The following is a 21,594-nucleotide window of genomic DNA, read 5'->3' as shown; positions in this document are numbered from 1 at the left end:
GTAACGTGCATTCGCACTTCATTACTTGAGCCGATGCCCTGCCGGATCCCCCATGGCCCTGCCCTCTCGCGCCCCCTGGGTGCATCCGTTGCTCTGGTTGATGGCCGGGGCGCTGCCTGCCGCCGCGCAGGTGGCACCACCTGCCGCCGCTGATGACCCGGTCCCCGGCGCGGTCGCGGTCCCTACGGTGGATGTGCAGGGCTCGGCGCCCAGTCAGGTCGGCTACCAGCCCCTGCGGGCGACCGTCGGAGCCGGAACCGAGGCCCGCATCCTCGATATTCCCCAATCCGTCGTCGTGGTGCCCTCCCGCGTGCTGCGGGACCAGGCGGCCTCGACCCTGGACGAGGCCCTGGCCAATGTCAGCGGCATCGCCCAGACCAACACGCTGGGCGGCACGCAGGACGCGGTGATCCGGCGCGGCTTCGGTGACAACCGGGACGGCGGAATCCTGATCGATGGGCTGCGGACCGCCCTGCCCCGCAGCTTCAACGCCGCCACCGATTACGTGGAGGTGCTGAAGGGTCCCTCCGCCACGCTCTATGGCATCCTCGACCCGGGCGGGCTGGTGAACGTGGTCACGCGCCGCCCGCAGCTCACCCAGGCCGGCAGCATCACGGGGCGCCTTTCCTCCTTCGGCGGCGGCTCCACCGGCTTCGACCTCACGGGGCCGCTGGGCACGGGTGGCTTCGCCTACCGGCTGATCGGCGAATACGAGAACCAGTCCTACTGGCGGGACTTCGGCTCCATCCGGCAGAGCATGATCGCGCCCTCCTTCGGCTGGTACGGGCCGGACACGACGGCGGAGTTCTCCTACTGGCATGTGGATTACGACGTGCCCTTCGACCGCGGCACCATCTTCGACACGCGGCGCGGCCAGTTCGTGGACATCCCGCGCGGACGCCGCCTCGATGAACGCTACAACATCACATCGGGTGATTCGGACCTGGCAGCCTGGCATCTGGGCCAGCGGCTGAACCAGGACTGGCGCGTGGACCTGCGCTACACCTACAGCATCAACAACTATTCGGATAACCAGGCGCGCGTCACCGCCTATGATTCCGCGACCGGAATCGCCACCCGCCGCGCGGATGCCACGCAGTCCTCCACCATCTTCAACCATGCGATGCGGGCGGATGTGAACGGGCAGGTGCGGCTGCTGGGTCTGCGGAACAACCTGCTCTTCGGCACCTCCTACGATTATTCCAGCACGCGCCGCTCCAACCTGATCCGCGGCACGGTGAACCAGCGCTTCAACATCTTCGACCCCGTCTATGGCCGGCTGGCGCCCAGCACGAATGTCGTCGCCTCGGACAGCGACCAGACGGAGCGGCTGGAGGCCTGGTCGGTCTATGCGCAGGATTCCGTGCATCTGAACGACCAGTGGATTGCGGTCGCGGGGCTGCGCTTCCAGCACTATGACCAGTTCGCGGGGCGCGGGCGGCCCTTCAACGTCAACACCAACGCCACCGGTGGGCGGCTGACGCCGCGCCTGGGGCTTGTCTATCAGCCGCGCCCGGACCTCTCGCTCTTTGTGAACTACAGCCAGTCCTTCAAGCCGAACTCCAATATCGCGAGCTATATCGGCTCCCAGCCGCCGGAGACCGGCGAATCCTGGGAGGCGGGCGTGAAGGCGGAGCTGCTGGAAGGCGTGACGCTGACGGCCGCCGTGTTCAACATCCAGAAGCAGAACGTGCTCTATTCCGTGACGACGGGCGGCGTCACCTCCACCTACACGGCGGGCCGCGTGCGCTCCTCCGGCTTCGAACTCGATCTCGCCGGCCGGATCACCGAGCGCCTGAGCGGAATCGCGAGCTTCGCGGTGACGGATGCGATCGTGGTGGAGGACCCATCCGTGCAGGGCAAGCGCCTGCCGAACGTGCCGCGCACCACCGCCTCCGCCTTCCTCACCTATGACTTCGGCCCGGTGCTGGGCGGCGAGGGCCTGTCCGTCGGCGGCGGCGTGCGGCATGAGGGGCGGCGGGCCGGCGATGCGGCGAACAGCTTCTTCCTGCCATCCTATGCGGTCGCGGATGCCTTCATGGCCTATGACTTCCGCCTGGACCGCACCCTGCTGCGCGCGCAGGTGAACGTGAAGAACATCTTCGACCGGACCTACTACACGTCGTCGATCGGCTCGAACAATCTGGGCGTCGCCTATGGCGAGCCGCTGGAGGCCGTGGCCTCGCTCACGGCGCGCTTCTAGTGATGGCCAGCCGCCGCAGCCTGCTTGCCGCTCTGCCCGCGCTCCTCGCCGCCCCGGCGGTGCGGGCGGAGGAGGAGGTCGCGGCGCAGGACCTGCTTGGGCGGCGCGTGCGGCTCCCGCGCTCGCCCCGCCGGGTGGTGCTGGCGCATGGCCGGCAGCTGAATCTCCTCGGCTTGCTGCACCCGGACCCGGTCTCGCTTCTGGCTGGCTGGGCCGAGGACATGCCGGCCGCCCAGCCCGGGGAGATGCCTCCCTGGCGCCGCCGCTTTCCCACCATCGACGCCGTGCCGCTCCTTCCGCGCCGGCTGGAGGAGGGGCCGGCTCTGGAACGGCTCCTCGTCCTCTCCCCCGACCTCGTCCTGCTGCCGCGCCCGGGCACCGGCGCCAGCGCCGGAATGGCCATGGTGCTTTCGGTACTGGAAGGCGCTGGCGTGCCCGCAGCGGTGGTGGACATCGCGGCCGACCCGCTGCGCGACACGCTGCCCAGCATCCGCCTGCTCGGCGCGCTGCTCGGGCGAGAGGCGCAGGCCGCCGCCCTTTCCGAATTCTACGCCACGCGGCGGGACCGCGTGGCGGCGCTGGTGGGCATCGTGCCCGAGCGCCCGCGCGTGCTGCTGCACAACCATGCCGGCGGGCGCGAGGGCTGCTGCATGACCATCGCCCGCGGCAGCTTCGCCGAGATGATCGCCTTCGCCGGCGGCCGCAACATGGCCGCGGAGATCCTGCCGGGCGCGTTGGGCGAGATGAGCCTGGAACATGTGCTGACCCGGCCGCCCGAGGTCTATCTCGCCACGGGCGGCGTCTACAACGAAAGGGGCGGCGTCGCCCTGGGCAGCGGGGTGGATCCGGCGGCGGCCCAGCGGAGCCTCGCGCGCGTCCTCGCCCGCCCCGGGCTCTCGGGGCTGGAGGCGGTGCGGCAGGGCCGGGCCCATGGCATTTGGCACGGCTTCAACGAGACGCCGCTGCATGTGCTGGCGCTGGAGATGCTGGCGCGCTGGCTGCACCCCTCGGCCGCGGCCGGCCTGGCGCCGGAGCAGGGGCTGGACGAGTGCAACCGCCGCTTCGCGGCCGTGCCGCTCGAGGGCAGCTTCTGGTGCAGTCTCTGACCCACGCCTGACGGATTGCCGCTGCGGCGGCCCACATGCGAGCCTTCTCCGACGGCCCCGGATGAAGGCGGGCCGCGAAGAGGAAACGCCATGTCGGATCTCACCGTGCCGCGCCGCGCGCTCGGCGCCATGATCGCCGTTGCGGCCAGCCTTCCCGGCGGGGCCGGTGCCCAGGGATCCAACCCGGGCGGAGGCGAGGCCTGGGTCACCAGCTGGGCGGCTTCCGTCCAGGGCCCCTATCCCATCGGCAATCCTTCCGCCCAGCCGAACCAGAGCTTCGCCTTCCCCTCACCCGAGGCGGGGGCACGGGACCAGTCCCTTCGCCTGATCCTTCGCCCCACCGTCTGGGGCCGGCAGGCGCGGCTGCGCTTCTCCAACGCCTTCGGCACGCGCCCGCTCGTACTGGATGGCGTCTTCGTCGGCCTCCAGCACGGGGGCGCCACGGTGCTGCCCGGCACCAACCAGCCCGTGCGTTTCGGTGGCCAAGCCGGCGTGACCATCCCGCCGGGCGGCGATGCGTGGAGCGATGCGGTCGCGCTGCCCTTCGCCGAGGGAGCGCCCCCGCTGCTCGCCGGGCGCAAGCTGGCCGTCTCCTTCCATGTGGCGGGGGAAAGCGGGCCGATGACCTGGCACGCGAAGGCCCTGCAGACCTCCTATGTCACCGCGCCCGGGGCCGGGGCGAAGGGCATGGAGGAGGGAGAGGCCTCCTTCCCCAACCCCACCGCCTCCTGGTTCTTCCTGGATGCGGTGGACATGATGATGCCCGCCGGCACGCCCGTGGTGGTCTGCTTCGGGGATTCGATCACCGATGGCACGGCCAGCACGATGAATGGCGACGACCGCTGGCCCGACGTGCTGCAACGGCGCCTCCACGCCGCCTTCCCGAACCGGGTGGCGGTGGTGAATGCGGGGATCGGTGGCAACCAGGTGGTGGGGCCGGCGGAATATGGCCCGCAGCGGCCCTTCCCCGGCGGCCCGGCGGCCTTGCAGCGCCTGGAGCGGGACGTGCTGAACCTCTCGGGCGTGACCAGCTTTGTCTGGCTTGAGGGCACCAACGACTTCTCCCGCAACGGCAATGCGACAGTCGAGGCGGTGACTGAGGGGATGCGCCGCGGCGTGGCCCTGCTGCGGGAGAAGCGGCCGGGCATCCGGGTGTATGGGGCCACGGTGGTGACGGCGCTGGGCAGCACGAGTGCGGCCCATGGCTTCCCCGAGCAGGACCAGAAGCGCCGCGCGCTGAACGACTTCATCCGCGGCGGCGGCACCTTCGACGGCGTAATCGACTTCGACCCCGCCATCCTGGACCCGACCACGGGCGGGATGCGGCCGGAATTCGTGCCGGACAGCACGGTGGGCGGCCCGGGCGACAAGCTGCACCCGAACCGCGCCGGCTATCTCGCCATGGCCATGGCGATCGACCCGGCGGCGTTGCTGCCCGGCCTGGCCCGACCGTAGCGCCTCCGGCGCCCCGGCCCGGAAAGGCCGGGGCGCCGCTCCTTTGGCCGCCGCGCGTCAGGGCGCGACCCGCACCCGCGGCGATATCGCGGGTGACGTTGACCGGGCGCCGCCATGCTAGGATCGACTCGGAAACGTCCTCGCGGTATCGGAAGCGGCCTCCGGCCCGACGATCCGGCGCCCGCCGAGCGCCCGTCGCGGAGGATCCCCGCCGCCCCCCGGCCCGGCCACCGGAACCCCGAGCCCTTCCGATGCCAGACGCCCGCCGCCCGCCGCCTTTTTCCCGTCGCGTCGCCTTTGGGCTGCTTCTCGCCGCCCCGGCGCGCGCGGATTCACGCTTGGCGGCGCCGATCGGGCCCGTTCTGCTGAGCGTGACCGGCCGCCTCTCCCGGCCCAATCGCGGCGCCCAGGCCGATTTCGACCGCGTGATGCTGGAGGCCCTGCCGCGCCACCGCCTCGACACCGCGACCAACTGGACCACGGGCGTGCGCCGCTTCGAGGGCCCGCTGGTGCGCGACGTGCTGGCCGCGGCGGGAGCGGAAGGCGAGCGCGTGACGGCCGTGGCGCTGAACGACTACACAATCGAAATTCCCCTCAAGGATTTCCAGGATTACGACGTCATCCTGGCGATGCGGATGGATGGGCAGGTGCTGACGGTGCGGAACAAGGGGCCGGTCTGGGTGGTCTATCCGCGGGACCGGCATCCGGAGCTTCGGAACAGCCTGTATGACAGCCGCTGGATCTGGCAGCTCAGGACCCTGCAGGTGCGCTGATGCCCAAGGCTGCCCCGGACCTCCCGAGGAAGCGGCGCTTCCTGGCCACCCTGGGGGCCGGGGCGGTCATCACGGCCTTTTTCGTCTCACTCGTCCTCACCTGCATCCATCTCCTCCGGCTGGAGCGGCAGCTGACCCCGCATCCCGGGGAAAGCGTGGTCTGGCTGGCGAGCCAGGCCCAGTTCGAGGCCATGCGGACCCTCGACGTCGCGGTCCGCCGGGTGGCGGGCGATCCGGAGGCGGACGAGGCCGCCGTGCAGCTGCGCTACGACCTGCTGCTAAGCCGGCTGGTGGTGCTGCTCGAAGGGCGGCCGCTGCTGCGCGTGCGGGAGACCGGCCTGTCCCAGGCCATGGAACGCCAGCACGCGGCCATCGCGTCGCTGGAGCCGGCGCTGTTGAGCCTGGCTCCCGGCGACCGGGATACGGAGGCCGCCCTGCGTGCCGCGCTGCATCCGCTCGCCGGCTTCCTGCGCGAGGTGGCCAACCGCGTGCTGCTGGAGGACCAGCGGAACGCTGCCATGCTGCGCCAGGCCCGGGGCCGGGCGGTGACCGAGATCCTGCTCTACGTCGTCGGCGTGCTGGCAAGCGGCATGCTGCTGATGCTGGTGCTGTTCCGGCAGCGCAAGGCACAGATCCGGGCCGAGGCCAGCCTGGAGCGGGAGCGGGAGGTCAGCCGCCTGCACCGCGCCTTCGTCTCCATGGTGTCGCACCAGTTCCGCACCCCGCTCGCCATCATCGATTCGAGCGCGCAGCGCATGATCCGCCGCGGCACCGCCATGCCGCCGGAGGAGGTCACGGCACGCGCGGGCAAGATCCGCGAAGCGACCCGGCGCCTGACCCGGTTGATGGAGAGCACCCTCAACGCCGCGCGGCTGGAGGCGGGGGAGATCAACTTCAACCCGCGGGATTGCGACATCGCGGCGCTGATCCGCGAGGCCTGCGCGCATCAGCGCGAGCTCGCCCCGAGCGCACTGCTGGAGGAGCAGCTGGACGGGCTTCCCACCCGCCTGCATTGCGACCCGACGCTGGTTGAGCAGGCCGTGGCCAATCTCGTGTCCAACGCGGTGAAATACTCCCCGCCTGGCGCCCCCGTGCTGCTGCGCGGCGCCACCAGCCCCGGGGGCGGCGCGGTGCTGGAGGTGGTGGACCAGGGCGTCGGCATCCCCGCCGACGAGCTGGGCCGGGTGTTCGACCGCTTCTTCCGCGCCCGCACCGCCGAGGGCGTGACCGGCACGGGCATTGGCCTTGCCTTCGCGCGCCATGTGGCCCGCTTGCACGGCGGCGACGTGACCGTGGTCAGCGAGGAGGGCAAGGGCTCCATCTTCACCCTGCGCCTCCCCCCTGCGCTGCCCCCGGCCTGGAATCCCGCGGGCCGGACGGAGCCGGTCGCGGCATGAGGCAGCGGCTGATCCTTTGCGTCGAGGATGAGGCCGACCTCCGCGCCGACATCGCCGAGGAGCTGCGCGCCGCCGGCTATGCCGTGGCCGAGGCGCCGAATGGCGAAGCCGCGCTGGCCCGTATCGCCGAGGCGGCGCCGGACCTCGTCCTTTGCGACATCAACATGCCGAGCATGGACGGCTTCGCCCTGCTGCGCCGGCTGCGCGAGGACCGACCGGACCTGGCGGACACACCCTTCCTGTTCCTCACCGCCCTGGCGGACCGGCGGGACATGGTGGCGGGGAAAGAGGCCGGGGCGGACGACTACCTCGTCAAGCCGATCGACTATGATGTGATGCTGGCCACCATCGCCGCCCGGCTGCGCCAAGTGGACCGGATGCGCGGCAAGGCCGCAGCCGAGATGGAGGCGGCCCGTGCCGCTTTCGGCGCCCTGGCCCGGACCCCGGAAGCCACGCTTCCCGCCCCGGACGGGGCGGCCGGCGCCGCGGCGGCCGCGCTGGACCGGGTGGCGCTGGGCGTCTTCCTGCTGGGTGGGGACCGGCGGGTGAGCTTCGTCAATCGTGCCGGCCGGGCGATGCTGGCCGAGGCGGAGGGGCTGCATCTCTCGCCCGAGGGCATGCTGCGCGGCGCCGCCGCCGCCCAGACGGCCGCCCTGCGCGAGGCCGTGGAGGCCGTCCTCTCCCCCCGGGGGTCCGGCGCGGCGAAGGGCGGGGCGGGGCTGGCCCTGCCCCGCCCCTCCGGGCGCCGCCCGCTGACGGCGCTGGTCTGCCCGCTGCGGGCGGAGGACGGGGCGGCCATCGCCCTCTTCGTCTCCGACCCCGAGCGCCAGCCGCAGCTCGCGCCCGATGTCATCGCCGGGCTCTACGGCCTCACCCCGGCCGAGACGCGGCTGGCCGTCGCGCTGACCCAGGGACAGCGGCTGGAGGAGATCGCGGAGGCCTTCGGCCTGTCCCGCAGCACCCTGGCCTATACGCTGCGCAACCTGTTCCGGAAGACCGAGACGGACCGGCAGGCCGATCTCGTGCGGCTCTTCCTCGCCAGCCCCCTGGCCATCGGCTCCACGGAGGCGTAGCGCCCGTTCATGAAGGTCCTGCTGGTTCACCCGAACTTTCCGGGGCAATACGCGCATCTCCTGCCTGCCCTCGCGGCACGGCGCGACACCCAGGTAGTGGGCATCGGAGCCCGGCAGTTTCCCGTGCCGGAAGGCGTCAGCCTGCGCGTCTACGAGCCCCCGCCGCCTCCGGCGGAGGGCGTGACCCGGCGCGCGCGGGCGGCCGATGCCGCCATCGCGCGGGCGGAACGCGCGGCCCACCATGCGCTGGACCTGCGGCGCGGCGGCTTCATCCCCGACGTGGTGTTCAGCCATATCGGCTGGGGCGACACGATCTTCCTGAAGGACGTCTTTCCCGAGGCCGCGCTGCTCCTCTATGCGGAGTTCTTCTACAGCGCGACGGGCGCGGATGTCGGCTACGAGCCCGGCAAGCCCTCGACCATCCAGGATGCGGTGCGCGTGCGCGCGATGAACATGCCGCTGGTCTCGGCCATGAACGCCTCCGACTGGGGCATCGCCCCCACGGCCTGGCAGCGCGCGCGCTTCCCCGAATGGTACCACAGCCGCATCAGCCTCGTGCATGAGGGCATCGACACCGAGCTCTGCCGCCCGGACCCGGACGCACGCTTCGACCTGCCCGATGGCAGCACCCTGCGCCCGGGCGACGAGGTGGTGACCTATGTGGCGCGCGGGCTGGAACCCTATCGCGGCTTTCCCACCTTCATGCGCGCCCTGCCCGCCCTGCTGGCGGCGCGCCCGCAGGCCCGGGTGGTGATCGTGGGGGGCGACGAGGTGCGCTACGGCCGCTCCCCCGAAGGCTTCGCCAATTGGCGGGAGGCGATGCTGGCCGAGGTCGGGCCGCTCGACCCCGCGCGGGTGCATTTCCTCGGCCGCATCCCGCATCCGGCGCTGCACGCGCTGTTCCGCGTCTCCTCCGTCCATATCTACCTGACCGTGCCCTTCGTCCTCTCCTGGAGCGTGCTGGAGGCGATGGCCTGCGGCGCCCTCATCCTCGGCTCCGCGACGCCACCGGTGCAGGAGGTGATCGTTGATGGAAAAAACGGGTTGTTGACCGACCTGTTCGACCACACCGCCCTGGCGCGCCGGACGGCCGAGGTCCTGGCGGATCCGCGGCGCTTCGCGCCGATGCGCGCCGCGGCACGCCGCACGATCGAGGACCGCTACGACCTGTGGCGCGTCTGCCTGCCGCGGCAGGTGCAGGTGCTGGAATCCCTCGCGGCCCGGCGCCGCCCTCCGACCTTCGCCTGACGCAGCGCGCGTGACGTTTGCCCGCCTCGGGCGTTGCGCGCGAAGGGGAAGAGAAGAGGTCGGTCTTGCGAAAAGCGCTGCTCCTCGCGGCGATCCTTGCGGTTCTGGGTGGCGGGGCCTTCTGGCTTCTCTCCGCGCCTCGCCCGGCTTTCGGCGAGGAGGACGCGGCGCGCTTCGAGAATGGCGATGCCGCCCGCGGGCGCCTCGTGTTCATGGCCGGGCAATGCGCCTCCTGCCATGCCTCGCCGGGGCAGCCGGACCGGCTGCGCCTGGGAGGCGGGCTCGCGCTCGCTTCGCCCTTCGGAACCTTCTTCCCGCCCAACATCTCCCCGCATCCGCGTGACGGCATCGGCGGCTGGCGCGGGATCGACCTGGCGAACGCGCTGATGTCCGGCGTGTCACCGGACGGCGCGCATTACTATCCCTCGCTGCCCTATGTCGCCTATGCGCGGATGCGTGCGGAGGATCTGCGCGACCTCATGGCCTATCTGCGTAGCCTGCCGCCCGTGGAGGGCCGGCAGCCGCCGCATGAGCTTCCCTTCCCCTTCACCATCCGCCGCGGCATCGGCCTGTGGAAGCTGCTCTTCCTCGATCGCACGACCATCACGGAGGATCCCGCGCGCGACCCGGCCTGGAACCGCGGCCGCTACCTGGTCGAGGCGCTCTCCCATTGCGCGGAGTGCCATTCCACGCGGAACCTCCTCTATGCGGTGAAAGAGAGCGCACGCTTTGCCGGCGGGCCGGACCAGGAAGGCACCGGCTTCGTGCCGAATATCACGCCCCATGCCATCAGCGCCTGGTCCGTCGAGGACATCGCCACCGTGCTGACCACGGGCCAGACACCCGACCTGCGAAAGGTCGGCGGCTCGATGGCGGAGGTGGTGGCGAACATGGCAGCACTGCCGGACGAGGACCGCCGGGCGATCGCCGTGTTCCTGCGCACCCTCCCCGCGCGGCCGACACCAGGACTTTCGAACTGATCTGTCGGAGCCCTGCGCCGGACCTTCTCGGTTGAGGGCTCCGCCCTCGCCCGCCAAGGGCCTGAGGCCCTTGGAACCCCGTCTGACTGCCGTGGATACCCCGGATTGAAGGCGTCTCTAGGTGACCGATACTCGATCCTGTCTTTGCAGGCGCCTGAGGTCATCGACCTTAGGCGCACCGGCAGCCGAGTGCTTCTAAACTCGAAGCAAAAGATGATGGTGAGGGGTCCGGGGAGCGGAAGAATTCCTTCTTCCTCTCCCCGGGACAAACCAACAGCTCAAACACCCGGCGAAACCCATCAACGGGCGTAGAGATAGGCCGCCACGTCCCGCGCCTCCGACTCGGTGATGCCGGTCCGCGGCATGGCCGAGCGGGGCGAGAGGGCGCGCGGATCGACGATCCAGGCGATCAGGCTTTCGGCCGAGTTGCGCGCGACGCCGCCGACATAGACGCGCTCCCGCAGCCCGCTCAGCGGCGCCGCCGCGCGGCCATCCGCGCCGGGCACGCCGGGAATGGCGTGGCAGCCGCCGCAGCCGTAGCGGATCATCAGGGCAGGCGCGCGGGAGGGGTCGCCGCCGGTCAGGGCTCGGGCGATGCGGTCCTTCTCATGCCTCTGCGCCAGCAGCCAGGCGGCGCCGCCCGCCCCGCCGAGCAGGACCAGGGCGGCCAGGCCGATCAGAAGGGCGCGACGCCCTGCCGGCGTGGGACGGGGGAGGGCTGCTTGTTGCGGCGGTGGGGCCGCGCCGCGCCCCGCACGCCAGGCCGCCCAGCCGAGCAGCCCGGCTGCGAACAGGCGCCAGGCGATCCTAGGGCGCGGGAACGGCATGCTCTCCCCCCCTGCCCTGCCCCGTCCGGCTGATCCAGGATGCGAGGAAGGCGAGCATCGCGCCAGCATAGACCGTGCCCGCCGGAATCCACATGACCAGCCCGGCCAGTTGCTGGTCCTCCATCGGCGTCAAGCCCCAGATTCCGGCCCCGGCCGTTTGGGTGTGGTAGAGAACGCGGGGAGCCAGTGCCATCAACGCGCCCAGGATGCCGGTGTGCATCATGGTGACGAAGAGATGCAGCGCGGCCGAGCCCGCCGAACAGCGCCGCAGCAAGGCCCACCAGAAGAGCAGCGCGGTGACGATGAAGCTCAGATGCTGCAGCCGGTGCAGCAGGACATCCACCACCGCCGCATCGAACAGCGCGGGGATGTGCCAGGCCCAGATTGCGACACCATGCGCGATGGTGGCGAAGATCGGCGCGGTCAGCGCAGCCCAGATCGCCCACATTGCCGGCCGGCGTCCCAGCCGCCCCATGGCGCGCCGCGCCGCGGGGGGGAGCGCCCAGGCCAATGCGCCGGCGGGGCGCGCCAGCACCAGGAGCGGTGCGGCGACGGCCATGACGATCTCATGCTCGATCATGTGGAGCGTGAAGACCCGTTCGCCGAACCAGTGCAGCGGCGAGAGCAATGCTCCGGCCATGAAGAGCCACCCCGCCAGGTAGAAACCCACCTGGCTGAAGCGGATGCCGCGCCCGGCACCGGCCCGCCGCCACAGCCGCAGCGTGCCGCCGAGATAGAGCAGCAGGGAGAGGAGCAGCGGGGCCAGCACCCAGGGGTCGAAGGTCCAACTCGCGGCATGGTCGTGGTGCTCGCCCCCATGCGCCAGGGCGCCGCCCGCGAGGAGCAGGAGCGGGAGGGCCGCCGCTAGCGCGCGCATCCGCTCACCATCACCATCGAGAGGGTCTGGAGCATCATGGCGAAGGCGACGAGGCACCCCAGCAGCGCGCCGATGGAGGCGACGAAGCCGGGCATGCCGCTGCCGCGCAGCCGCATGCCGGACACACGGTAGGACAGCCATGCCCCCGCCAGCGAAAGCAGCACCCCCAGCCCGGAGAGGAACAGGCCCGGGCGGAAGGAGGCCCCGCATTCCACATAGGGCAGGATCTGCCCGAGTTGCGTGTTCACGGCCCAGGCCGCCGGCCCGATGACATAGCCGGCCCAGCCGGACAGGGGAAAGAGCCTGGTATTCTCCGCCATCACAGCCTCGCAAGCCCGTAGAGGCAGGCATAGACGGGCAACCAGGTGAGCGTGACGAAGTTCCAGTACAGCGCGTTGTCCTGCACGTCGCCATAGCGGCGCTTGTTGTCGCCATGGCGGGTGAACATCACGGCCAGGAGCACGACCGTGTCCGCCACGTCGGTGATGAGATGCGTGGTGTGCAGCCCGAGCAGCACCCAGACGATCGAGCCATAGGCATTGCTGTCCCAGGAGACGTTGAGCGCGCCAAACTCATAGACGCGCAGCACCAGCGGGACGATCCCGAGCACCGTCATCACGATCAGCCCGATGCGGACCTTGCGCAGGTCATGCGCCGCCGCCCAGCGGGATACGAGCATATTCGGCACCACGCTGATCACCAGGGCGGCGGTGATCAGCGTGCCCCAGAGCGGATCGGGCGCCGCCGCCCCCAGCGGCCACTCGGGCGCGAGGCTGGCGAGGTAGAGGTAGACCCCGACGCCCAGCGCGAAGCCCGTCCCCTCGATGAGCATGAAAGCCAGCGTACCCCACCAGGTGAGGCTGGCGCTGCCCGCGCCATGGAGTGGCAGGTGCGAGAGGTCGGCGACGATCCGGGGCTTCACGAGTCGTCCTCCGGCGTTCCGCGCGGCCAGAACCAGCCGACCAGGGTCACCGCCACGGGGATGGAGCCCCAGACGACCGCCCAGGGGGTGAAGATGGAGCAGACGAGCATGATCGTCGTCGCGATGGCCGCCCAGAATGGCCAGGCGGAGTCGCGCGGCGAGGTCTCGCGCGCCTCCGGCCGCGCCTCGGCCGTGGTGGTGATGAGAAGCTCGCGCCGGTTCACGCTCAGCCCGGAGGCGACGGGCAGGGCGCCGCCATCATCCCAGAGCGGATTGGCGCTGCGCACCACGGGAATGCGGGTGAAGTTGTAGGGCGGCGGCGGGGAGGATGTAGCCCATTCCAGCGTCGCCGCCCCCCAGGGATTGTCCCCCGCCGCCTCGCCGGCCCGCGCGCTGCGCAGCGCATTCCAGACGAACAGCAGGAAGCCGGCCGCGAGGGCCAGGGAGCAGAGGCTGACGAACAAGTTCATCCCGCCCCAGGGTAGGTCCGCCTGGTAGGTGTAGATGCGCCGGGGCATTCCCTGCAGCCCCAGGATGTGCATGGGGAAGAAGGTGAAGTTGAAGCCGATGAAGAGCAGCGCGACGGACCAGCGCCCCAGCCTCTCGCTCATCATCCGCCCCGTCATCTTCGAAAACCAGTAGGTGACGGCGGCTAGCAGCGGGAAGACCGCGCCCCCCACGAGCACGTAGTGGAAATGCGCCACGACGAAGTAGGTGTCATGCACCTGGGTGTCGAGCGGCACGGAGGCGACCATCACCCCCGTCAACCCGCCGAGGACGAAGGTGAAGAAGAAGGCCAGGATGTAGAGGAAGGGCACGCGCCAGACCGGACGGCCCAGCCAGATCGTCGCCAGCCAGCAGAAGATCTGCACCCCCGAGGGAACGGCGATGGCCATGGAGGAGGCGGTGAAGAAGCTCTCCCCCACCCGTGGCAGGCCCGTGGTGAACATGTGGTGCACCCAGAGGCCGAAGGCGAGGATGCCGGTGCCGATCAGCGCCAGCACCAGGGGCAGGTAGCCGAAGATGGGGCGCCGCACGAAGGTGGGCAGGATGGAGGAGATCATCCCCACCGCCGGCAGGAAGATGATGTAGACCTCCGGATGGCCGAAGAACCAGAACAGGTGCTGCCAGAGCAGCGCATCCCCGCCTTCCGCCGGGTTGAAGAAATGCGTGCCCACCAGACGGTCCAGGATCAGCGCCGTGCTGGCCACCACCACCGCCGGCATGGCAAGGATCACCACGAAGGAGGTGACGAACATCGCCCAGACGAAGAGCGGGATCCGGTCCAGCGACATGCCGGGCGCCCGCTGCTTCAGCACCGTCACCACGATTTCCACGGCTATCGCCAGCGCCGCGATCTCGGTGAAGGTGATCATCTGCGCCCAGATATCCGCGCGCTTTCCGGCCGAGTATTGGGGGCCGGAGAGCGGCACATAGGCGAACCAGCCCACATCCGGCCCCACATCCAGCACGAAGGCGACCCAGAGCACGAGGCCGCCCGCGAGATAGATCCAGTAGGAGAAGGCGTTGAGCCGGGGGAAGGCGATGTTGCGCGTGCCCAGCATCAGCGGCACCAGCAGCACGCCCACGGCCTCCATCACCGGCACGGCGAAGAGGAACATCATGGTCGAGCCGTGGACCGTGAAGATCTGGTTGTAGAGGTCCGGCCCGATCAGCCCCGCTTCCGGCCGCGAGAGCTGCAGGCGCATGAGCAGCGCCAGCACGCCGCCGAGGAGAAGGAAGGCGAAGGCGGTGACGATGTAGCGCACCGCGATGCGCTTGTGGTCCACGGTGGTGAAGAAGCCCACCCAGCCCGGCGGCGTGTGCCAGGTCCGGGCCAGGCGCGACTCCAGCAGCACCTCGTCCAGCGCGGTGTCGCGCAGGTCGCGCTGCTCCAGCGCCTCGCTCACCGCAGCCTCGTCAGATAGGCGGAGACGGCCTGAAGCTCGTCCGCTGTGAGGGACACCATGGGCATGTTGTTGCCGGGCTTGATGGATTGCGGATCGGCCACCCAGGCGGCGAGGCTGCCGCGGGTGGTGGGAAGCATGCCGGCCGCGATGAAGCGCCGGCTGGCGACATGGGTGAGGTCGGGGCCCAGATTCCCGGCCGCCTCGGTGCCGCGCACCGTGTGGCAGGCGGCGCAGGCCTTGCTCTCCAGAACGCGACGGCCCTCCTCCTCCTCGGCGTCTTCGGGCGCCGGGGCCTCGGCGAGCTGGGCGGTGCGCCAGCGCTCAAAGGCCTCCGGCGGCTCGGCCACGACATGCAGCGCCATATGTGCGTGCTGCAGCCCGCAGAACTCCGCGCATTGGGCGCGATAGGTGCCGGGCTTCTCCGCCGTGAAGACGAGGCTGTTGCTGCGGCCCGGGATCATGTCCTGCTTGCCGGTGAGGTTGGGCACCCAGAAGGAATGGATCACATCGGCCGCCGCCAGCTCGATCCGCACCGGGCGGCCGGTGGGGATGTGGATCTCGTTGGCGGTCAGCAGGGTCTGGTCCGGCTGTTCATGCGGGTAGGTCACCTCCCACCACCACTGGTAGCCGCGCAAGCGGATCACCAGCGCCTCCGGCTGGTCGGAGGAGATGGCCCGCGTGGCGAGATAGCTCGCGAAGGTCAGCCCGGCGACGACCAGGACCGTGGCCGCCACCGCGCCGCCCACCACGCGCGCGGAACGCCGCCCGGCCGCCTCCGCCGCGCCCTTCGTGGCGGGCGGGCGCCGCAGCAGCGCGGCGAGCAGGACGAGCATCACCGCCAGCCAGATGACCGTGCAGGTGATGGTGAAAAGCCAGAACAGGCCGTGCAGGTCCTGCGCGGAGGGCCCCCGCGGGTCCAGGGCCGACTGCCAGCCTGAGCAGCCGGCAAGCAGGAGCGGGAGCAATCGCGATGCGCGCTTCACGGCCCGCCCTCATGGGGAGAGGGCAGGCGGGACATCGAAGGCACGCGGTTCTCCCCCGGGCGGGTCTGCATGGAATCGTTGCGGCCGGGCGTGGCAGCGGTGGACGATGTCGCGCCCAGGCTCTGCAAATAGCCGGTGAGTTGCCAGATCTGCTCCGTGGTCAGGCGCTCCCTGAAAGCCGGCATGCCGTTCGGGCGTCCGTCGCGAATCGACAGGAAGATGGAGACGGCATCGGGACCATAGCGCCACCAGCCATCCATCAGCGCGGGCGCGGAGCCACCGCCGCCATCGGTATGGCAGCCCTGGCAGTTGAACCAGGCATAGAGCCGCTTCCCCTGGGAGAGCTGATAGGCATTCGACCGATACGGCTCGCCCATGGCCAGCAGCACGGGCGGCGGACGGCCATTGATGCCGATCGGCAGCGTGGCCACGCTGTCCATCGCCTCTGCCACGGCCGGATCCAGCCGTGCCTGCCGCGTTTCCCGCTTACAGCCGGCCAGCAGCAGAAGGCTCAGGAGCGCGGCGTGCCAGGGCTTCATGGCAGGCCGAAGACGTAGAGGACGCCGCCCGCCTCGCGCGGCGGCGGCAGGCCGCGCAGGGCGTGGGCCAGGCCGGAATCGGCACTGGCGTCGCGCGGGTCGATCTCCCGCCCGGCCCCGCGCCCATCCCCGGCGAGGATCGCGAGGTAGGGCCGGCCATCGCGCCCGAGGAAGCCCACGGGCCGGCTGACCGCGCCCGTGCCGAGGTCGAAGCGCCACAAGAGCTGCCCGCTGCGTGCATCCACGGCCTTCAGCGCGCCGTCGCGCGTTCCGTAGAAGACCAGCCCGCCCGCGGTGGCCAGCGCGCCGCCGCCGAGGGGAAACGGCTCCTCCACACGCCAAGCGGCCCGCGCCGCCGCCACGTCCCAGGCCACCAGCGCCCCGCGGGGCGCACCGGGCGCCGTGCCGAGGCGGATGTTCGCGCCGGTATAACCCGTGCCGCGGATATAGGCGGCATCGCGGAACTCGATATCCATGCAGAGCAGGCTGGCCGGGATGTAGAACAGCCCCGTGTCGCGGGAGAAATCCGGCTCGCCGCCCACCGCGCCCGGACGGCCGGGGCACACCTCCCGCAGGATGCCGTTGGCATCAAGGAGTTTCGCTCCGTTCCACTGCGGACGGCCGTTGGCGAGATCGACGCCCGTGGTCGAGTTCACCGGAGCGAAGGGCTCGGCGGAGAGCATCTCTCCGCTCGCCGGGTCGAGGAGATAGACCCGGCCATTCGGATCGGGATGGATCAGCAGCCGCCGCGGCCGGCCCTGCCAGGACAGCTCCACCAGCGCATTGGCCGTCGCGCTGCCGAGCGCATGCGGGTCATGCGGGCTGATGCTGTCGAACCACCGGGCCATGCCGGTTTCCGGGTCGCGGGCGAAGAGACCGGCCGTCCATTTGTTGTCGCCCGGCCGGCGGGCCGGGTTCCATGGCGCCGCATGGCCGGTGCCGTGGAAGAGCAGGCCCAGGGTGGGATCCCACAGGATCGGGCCGGTGACGCCGCCGCCACCCTGACGCCAGGCGGAAGGCGGCCAGCTGGCCTGCCCGAGGTCGCGGCCCTGATCTGCGTGATGGTGCGGCCGGAAATCCGGGCCGATCCCCACATCGGAATCCGGCCCGGTGGTGTAGCGCCGCCAGAGGGGCCGACCCGTCGGCGCCTCCCACGCCCCGATCCAGCCGCGCACGCCGAAATCGTCGCCGGCATTGCCGAGGAAGAGCCGGTCACCCACCACCAGGGGGGCCGCGCCGAGGGTTTCCCCCGCCCCGGGATCGGCAGCGCGCGAGTCCCAGAGCACCGAGCCCGTGGCAGGCTCCAGCGCGGTCAGGCGCCCATCCAGGGTCGCGAGGAACAACCGGTTTCCGGCGGCGGTGACGCCGCCCGACGCGCCGCAACAGGCTTGGCCAGCGGCGCGTCCGTCCGCCTCGGGAACATGACGCCAACGCAGCGGCGCCGTCGGCGAGGCGGGGTCCAGCGCGAGCAGGTGATGCGGAAAGGGGGTGAGGACGAAGAGGAGGCCATCCGCGGCCACGGGCGCGGCGAGATGCGGCTGGGCGCTGCCGGTCCGCAGCGTGAGGACTGGCCTCAGCGTCGCGACATTCGCCGGCGTGATTCTGTCGCGCGCGGCCTCCTGCGCGCATGGCGCCGCCATCGGCAGCACCATCGCCATGAGCACCACGGCGACGCCCGCCCGGAGGAGGGGCCGCATGACCCGGCTCAGTCTTTTCATCCGATGCAGCGGCCCCACCCGCCCGCGTGTCCCATCGGGCACAGCAAGCGAGGAGCAGCTACAAAGTTGCCGGAGCCGCGCGAGCTCAGACGATCTCCGTCCGGATTGTCATCCCGCGGGAAGGTTCAGGCCGAGAGACGGAAGGAGGATGTCCCGGCCGGGGATCGGGGCGCGAGCAGCCGCCGCCGAAGGGAATGCACGCCATCTCGCCCTATCCTGTGCCCGTCGAGCAGGAAGAGGTTGGCCTCCCGCAATGCGGGGACGATGATCGCGCAGCAATCGGCGCCGATCTCCAACATATGATGCAGCACGATGGCGGCGAGCGCCTCGCGTTCCATTTCCGTGCGGCTTGCGGGCAGTGCAAGCGAGGTGACACCGCCGCCGGGTGACGGGAAGAAGGCACAGGGCGCGGCGATGCGCCAACCCGCCTCCGCCACCATCCGCTCGACCCGGTCCAGCAGATCCTCGAGCTTCTTGCCGCCCGGTTGAGTCATCGCCGGCATCCGCGTTGAAGACAGGGTAACGCCGGGGCTCCGCGAAGGATTCAACGCGCCGGGCGCTTTCGCTGGCGAATCAAGGTTTCCAGCCGGAACTTCACACGGGAACGCAGGTCCAGCCGCTAGCAGGCTGGCGGGAATGACTCTCCCGAGGACGTCATGCCGAACCGCTAAGATTCGGATTTCCTTCGAAAAACTGCCGCCGACATCCTTCGTTGAGCGGAAGGATCAGTCGCCTGGGGATGCCGTCATGCCTGCTCGCCCAACCTGGGAGGGCCATCTTCGCCTGTCCCTCGTCACCTGCCCCGTCGCCCTTCACAAGGCGGTGGGGGAGCCGCCGGATTCGGTGCACTTCCATCTTCTGAACCCCGACACGCACAACCGGGTGAAGCAGAAGTGGTGTGATCCCGAGATCGGCAAGCTGGTGGACCGCCGCCAGCTCGTCCGCGGCTTCGAGGTGTCGAAGGGCGAATACATCATCGTTAGCGAGGAGGAGCTGAAGGGCATCAAGCTCGAGAGCACGAAGGTGATCGACATCGAACGCTTCGTGGCGGCGGACGAGATCGACCGGCTCTACTGGGACCAGCCCTATTACATGGTGCCCTCCGGCAAGACGGCGGCGGAACCCTTCGCGGTGATCCGGGAGGCGATGGCGGGGCAGAAGCGCATCGGCCTGGGCAAGGTGGTGATGGCCAACCGCGAGCGGCAGGTCGCGATTGAGGTGCGCCAGAACGGCATGCTGGTGAGCACGCTGCGCTCGCATGACGAGGTGCGATCCGACAGCGAGACGCTCGGCGCCATCCCGGATGCGAAGGTGACGCCGCAGATGGTGGAGATCGCGAAGCAGATCATCGCGCAGACCGCCGGCCCCTTCGACCCGGAGGAGTTCCGCGACCGCTACGAGGATGCCGTGCGCGAGATCGTCGAGGCCAAGGGCGGCAGCACGAAGCCGAAGCGCCGTGCCGAGGCGCCGAAGGAGAGCAACGTGATCGACCTGATGGAGGCGCTGAAGCGCAGCCTGAAGGGCGAACCGCCCAAGGCCTCCGCCAAGGCTCCCGCCCGTCGCGCGCCCGAAAAGGCCGCGCCGGAGAAGGCCGCGCCGAAGAAGGCGCCCGCGCCCAAGCGCCGTGCAGCCCGCGCCGGCTGACGCTGGCCGGCCGGAGCGGGACACGCCGCGCGCGCGGTCCCGCTGGGCACGGCGCGGCACCCCGCGCCCGGCGCCGGTTCCCGCCGATCCGTCCTTCATCGCGCCCCAGCTCTGCGCCGTGGCGCAGCAGCCGCCGCAAGGCCCGGGCTGGGTGCATGAGATGAAGCTGGACGGCTACCGCATCCAGGCATTGATCCGGGGCGGCCGGGCCAGGCTGTTCACGCGCAACGGCCATGACTGGACGAGCCGCTTCCCCGAAACGACGGCGGCGCTGGCGCGTCTGCCGGATGCGGTGCTGGATGGCGAGCTGGTGGCGCTGGATGCGGAGGGCCAGCCGGACTTCCCAGCGCTGCAGGCCGCGCTGGATGCGGGGCGCACCGGCACGCTGCGCTACTATGCGTTCGATCTCCTGTCCGAGGGCGGCATCGACCGGCGCGGCCAGCCCCTGGGCGAGCGCAAGGCGGCGCTCCGCCGCCTGCTGGCGCAACCGCCGCGCAACACGCTCTTCGTCGATCATTTCGAGGCGGCGGGCGATGCGGTGCTGCACTCCGCCTGCCGCCTCGGGCTCGAGGGGATCGTCTCCAAGCGCCTCGACGCATCCTATCGCTCCGGCCGGGGCGAGGCCTGGGTGAAGACGAAATGCCGGGGCTCGGACGAGTTCGTCATCGGCGGCTTCGCCACCGGCGCGAAGGGCTCGCTCAGCCTGCTCCTCGGTGCATGGCGGGATGGGGCGCTCGTCTATCTCGGCCGCGTGGGCTCCGGCATCTCGGGCGCGAAGGAGGCCCTGCTCGCGCAGCGCCTCGCTCCGCTGCGGCGGCCGCGCTCGCCCTTCGCGAAGGGAGCCGGGGGTGGCGAAGCCCGCTGGGTGGAACCGCGCCTGGTGGCCGACATCGCCTATGCCGGCTTCACCGGCGACGGGATGCTCCGGCAGGCCAGCTTCCGCGCGCTGCGGGAGGACAAGCCGGCCGGGGAGGTCGAGCCGCCCGCGCCCGCCCTGGTGCGTTCGCGCGCCCAGTCCTCCGTCGCGGGCGTGGCGCTCAGCCATCCGGACAAGCCTCTCTGGCCGGAGGAGGGTATCACCAAGCGGGCCCTGGCCGAGTATCTGGCGGCAGTGGCCGAACCGCTCCTCGCCTATGCCGGAGGGCGGCCCCTCACCCTGCTGCGCGCGCCGGACGGCATCACGGGCCAGCATTTCCACCAGCGCCACGCGGGCGCCGGCACCTCCGCCCTGCTGCGCCGGGTCCCCATCGCCGGGGAGGCGAAGCCCTATCTGGCGGTGGAGGACGCGCCGGGCCTCGTCGCCCTGGCGCAGGCCGGGGTGGTGGAGTTGCACCCCTGGGGCTCACATGCAGAGGACCCGGAGCGCCCGGATCGCCTGGTCTTCGACCTCGACCCGGAGGAGGGCCTGCCCTTCGCCCGGGTGATCGAAGCCGCGCGGCTCATACGCGACCGGCTGGCCGCGCTGGGCCTGACCGGCTTCCCCAAGACCACCGGCGGCAAGGGGCTGCATGTGGTGGTGCCCATCATCCCCCGCGCGGAATGGCCGGAGGCGAAGGCCTTCTGCCGCGCCTTCTGCGAGGCGATCGCGCGGGAGGCGCCGGACCGCTACACCACCGCCCTCGCCAAGCGCGCCCGGGCCGGGCGCATCTTCCTCGACTACCTCCGCAACGAGCGGCAGGGCACGGCCGTCGCCGCCTGGTCTCCCCGTGCGCGGGCCGGCGCCACCGTCTCCGTCCCCCTCTCCTGGCGGGAGGTGACGGCCCGGCTGGACCCGCGCGCCTTCACCATCGCCACGGCCCCGGCCCGGCTGCGCCGCGCCGATCCCTGGGCGGGGTATGAGGCCGCCGCGCGCCCCCTGCCCGCGGCGGAATCTCCCCTTCCCTCCGGCCGGACACGCCGTGCTAGCCTCCCCTCCCATCGAGCAGGGCCATAACCCGCC

General features: G+C 71.1%; 19 protein-coding genes. 10 read left to right on the top strand and 9 right to left on the bottom strand.

Annotated features, from left to right (window positions below; translation table 11 throughout):
- The first annotated feature begins 52 nt into the window (after positions 1–52).
- From BUB97_RS04500 to BUB97_RS04465, 8 genes are all read left to right on the top strand, one after another.
- Complete coding sequence (locus tag BUB97_RS04500; RefSeq protein WP_073131953.1) at positions 53–2,203, top strand: TonB-dependent siderophore receptor; 2,151 nt, start codon at positions 53–55, stop codon at positions 2,201–2,203.
- A gap of 2 nt (positions 2,204–2,205) precedes the next feature.
- Positions 2,206–3,309 (top strand): ABC transporter substrate-binding protein, encoded by a 1,104-nt coding sequence (locus BUB97_RS04495; RefSeq protein ID WP_073131950.1) that lies wholly within the window; start codon positions 2,206–2,208, stop codon positions 3,307–3,309.
- 90 nt (positions 3,310–3,399) lie between these two features.
- Positions 3,400–4,764, top strand: a complete 1,365-nt coding sequence (locus tag BUB97_RS04490; RefSeq protein ID WP_073131947.1) for a GDSL-type esterase/lipase family protein — start codon at positions 3,400–3,402, stop codon at positions 4,762–4,764.
- Between the two features lie 251 nt (positions 4,765–5,015).
- Positions 5,016–5,537 (top strand): putative pterin-binding protein, encoded by a 522-nt coding sequence (locus BUB97_RS04485; RefSeq protein WP_217659572.1) that lies wholly within the window; start codon positions 5,016–5,018, stop codon positions 5,535–5,537.
- The gene (locus tag BUB97_RS04480) at positions 5,537–6,934 is read left to right on the top strand and encodes a sensor histidine kinase (protein WP_073131942.1); all 1,398 of its coding nucleotides are present in this window, start codon (positions 5,537–5,539) and stop codon (positions 6,932–6,934) included. The genes BUB97_RS04485 and BUB97_RS04480 overlap by 1 nt, the downstream gene beginning before the upstream one ends.
- Positions 6,931–8,007 (top strand): response regulator, encoded by a 1,077-nt coding sequence (locus BUB97_RS04475; RefSeq protein WP_073131939.1) that lies wholly within the window; start codon positions 6,931–6,933, stop codon positions 8,005–8,007. The genes BUB97_RS04480 and BUB97_RS04475 overlap by 4 nt, the downstream gene beginning before the upstream one ends.
- 9 nt (positions 8,008–8,016) lie before the next feature.
- Positions 8,017–9,255, top strand: a complete 1,239-nt coding sequence (locus BUB97_RS04470) for a glycosyltransferase (protein ID WP_073131937.1) — start codon at positions 8,017–8,019, stop codon at positions 9,253–9,255.
- A 65-nt stretch (positions 9,256–9,320) separates the two neighbouring features.
- On the top strand, positions 9,321–10,235 hold the full coding sequence (locus BUB97_RS04465; RefSeq protein ID WP_073131934.1) for a cytochrome c: 915 nt from the start codon (positions 9,321–9,323) through the stop codon (positions 10,233–10,235).
- Positions 10,236–10,534: 299 nt separating this feature from the next.
- On the opposite strand, the gene BUB97_RS04460 is transcribed toward BUB97_RS04465, so the two are convergent.
- The 9 genes from BUB97_RS04460 to BUB97_RS04420 all read right to left on the bottom strand — a co-directional run bounded on the left by BUB97_RS04460 (position 10,535) and on the right by BUB97_RS04420 (position 18,505).
- Positions 10,535–11,062 carry a c-type cytochrome gene (locus tag BUB97_RS04460; protein ID WP_245818191.1) on the bottom strand — a complete coding sequence of 176 codons (528 nt, stop codon included), beginning with the start codon at positions 11,060–11,062 and terminating at the stop codon, positions 10,535–10,537.
- Positions 11,043–11,939 carry a cytochrome c oxidase assembly protein gene (locus BUB97_RS04455; protein WP_073131932.1) on the bottom strand — a complete coding sequence of 299 codons (897 nt, stop codon included), beginning with the start codon at positions 11,937–11,939 and terminating at the stop codon, positions 11,043–11,045. Before BUB97_RS04455 ends, BUB97_RS04460 begins: the two co-directional genes overlap by 20 nt.
- Complete coding sequence (locus tag BUB97_RS04450; protein WP_073131929.1) at positions 11,927–12,259, bottom strand: hypothetical protein; 333 nt, start codon at positions 12,257–12,259, stop codon at positions 11,927–11,929. Before BUB97_RS04450 ends, BUB97_RS04455 begins: the two co-directional genes overlap by 13 nt.
- Positions 12,259–12,861 (bottom strand): cytochrome c oxidase subunit 3, encoded by a 603-nt coding sequence (locus BUB97_RS04445; RefSeq protein WP_073131926.1) that lies wholly within the window; start codon positions 12,859–12,861, stop codon positions 12,259–12,261. Before BUB97_RS04445 ends, BUB97_RS04450 begins: the two co-directional genes overlap by 1 nt.
- Positions 12,858–14,771: a cytochrome c oxidase subunit I gene (gene ctaD / locus BUB97_RS04440; RefSeq protein ID WP_073131923.1), complete on the bottom strand. Its 1,914-nt coding sequence runs from the start codon at positions 14,769–14,771 to the stop codon at positions 12,858–12,860. The genes BUB97_RS04445 and ctaD overlap by 4 nt, the downstream gene beginning before the upstream one ends.
- Positions 14,768–15,754 carry a cytochrome c oxidase subunit II gene (coxB, locus tag BUB97_RS04435; protein ID WP_073131920.1) on the bottom strand — a complete coding sequence of 329 codons (987 nt, stop codon included), beginning with the start codon at positions 15,752–15,754 and terminating at the stop codon, positions 14,768–14,770. Before coxB ends, ctaD begins: the two co-directional genes overlap by 4 nt.
- Positions 15,751–16,293 carry a c-type cytochrome gene (locus tag BUB97_RS04430; protein ID WP_073131918.1) on the bottom strand — a complete coding sequence of 181 codons (543 nt, stop codon included), beginning with the start codon at positions 16,291–16,293 and terminating at the stop codon, positions 15,751–15,753. Before BUB97_RS04430 ends, coxB begins: the two co-directional genes overlap by 4 nt.
- Positions 16,290–17,990: an outer membrane protein assembly factor BamB family protein gene (locus BUB97_RS04425; protein WP_175562555.1), complete on the bottom strand. Its 1,701-nt coding sequence runs from the start codon at positions 17,988–17,990 to the stop codon at positions 16,290–16,292. The genes BUB97_RS04430 and BUB97_RS04425 overlap by 4 nt, the downstream gene beginning before the upstream one ends.
- 146 nt (positions 17,991–18,136) lie before the next feature.
- Entirely contained in the window at positions 18,137–18,505 is a 369-nt protein-coding gene (locus BUB97_RS04420) for a hypothetical protein (RefSeq protein WP_073131915.1), read from the bottom strand.
- 253 nt (positions 18,506–18,758) lie between these two features.
- Here BUB97_RS04420 and ku point away from each other — a divergent pair, with 253 nt between their 5' ends.
- A complete protein-coding gene (gene ku / locus BUB97_RS04415; RefSeq protein ID WP_073131913.1) occupies positions 18,759–19,655 on the top strand; it encodes a non-homologous end joining protein Ku in 897 nt (298 codons plus the stop codon).
- Positions 19,636–21,588, top strand: coding sequence for a DNA ligase D (gene ligD, locus BUB97_RS04410; RefSeq protein ID WP_073131910.1), 1,953 nt, complete (start codon positions 19,636–19,638; stop codon positions 21,586–21,588). The genes ku and ligD overlap by 20 nt, the downstream gene beginning before the upstream one ends.
- Positions 21,589–21,594: the final 6 nt, after the last annotated feature.

Source organism: Muricoccus roseus, from assembly GCF_900141905.1.
Lineage (GTDB): Bacteria > Pseudomonadota > Alphaproteobacteria > Acetobacterales > Acetobacteraceae > Roseomonas > Roseomonas rosea.
The sequence above is the reverse complement of the archived record's forward strand: the minus strand, read 5'-3'. Positions and strand labels throughout refer to the sequence as shown.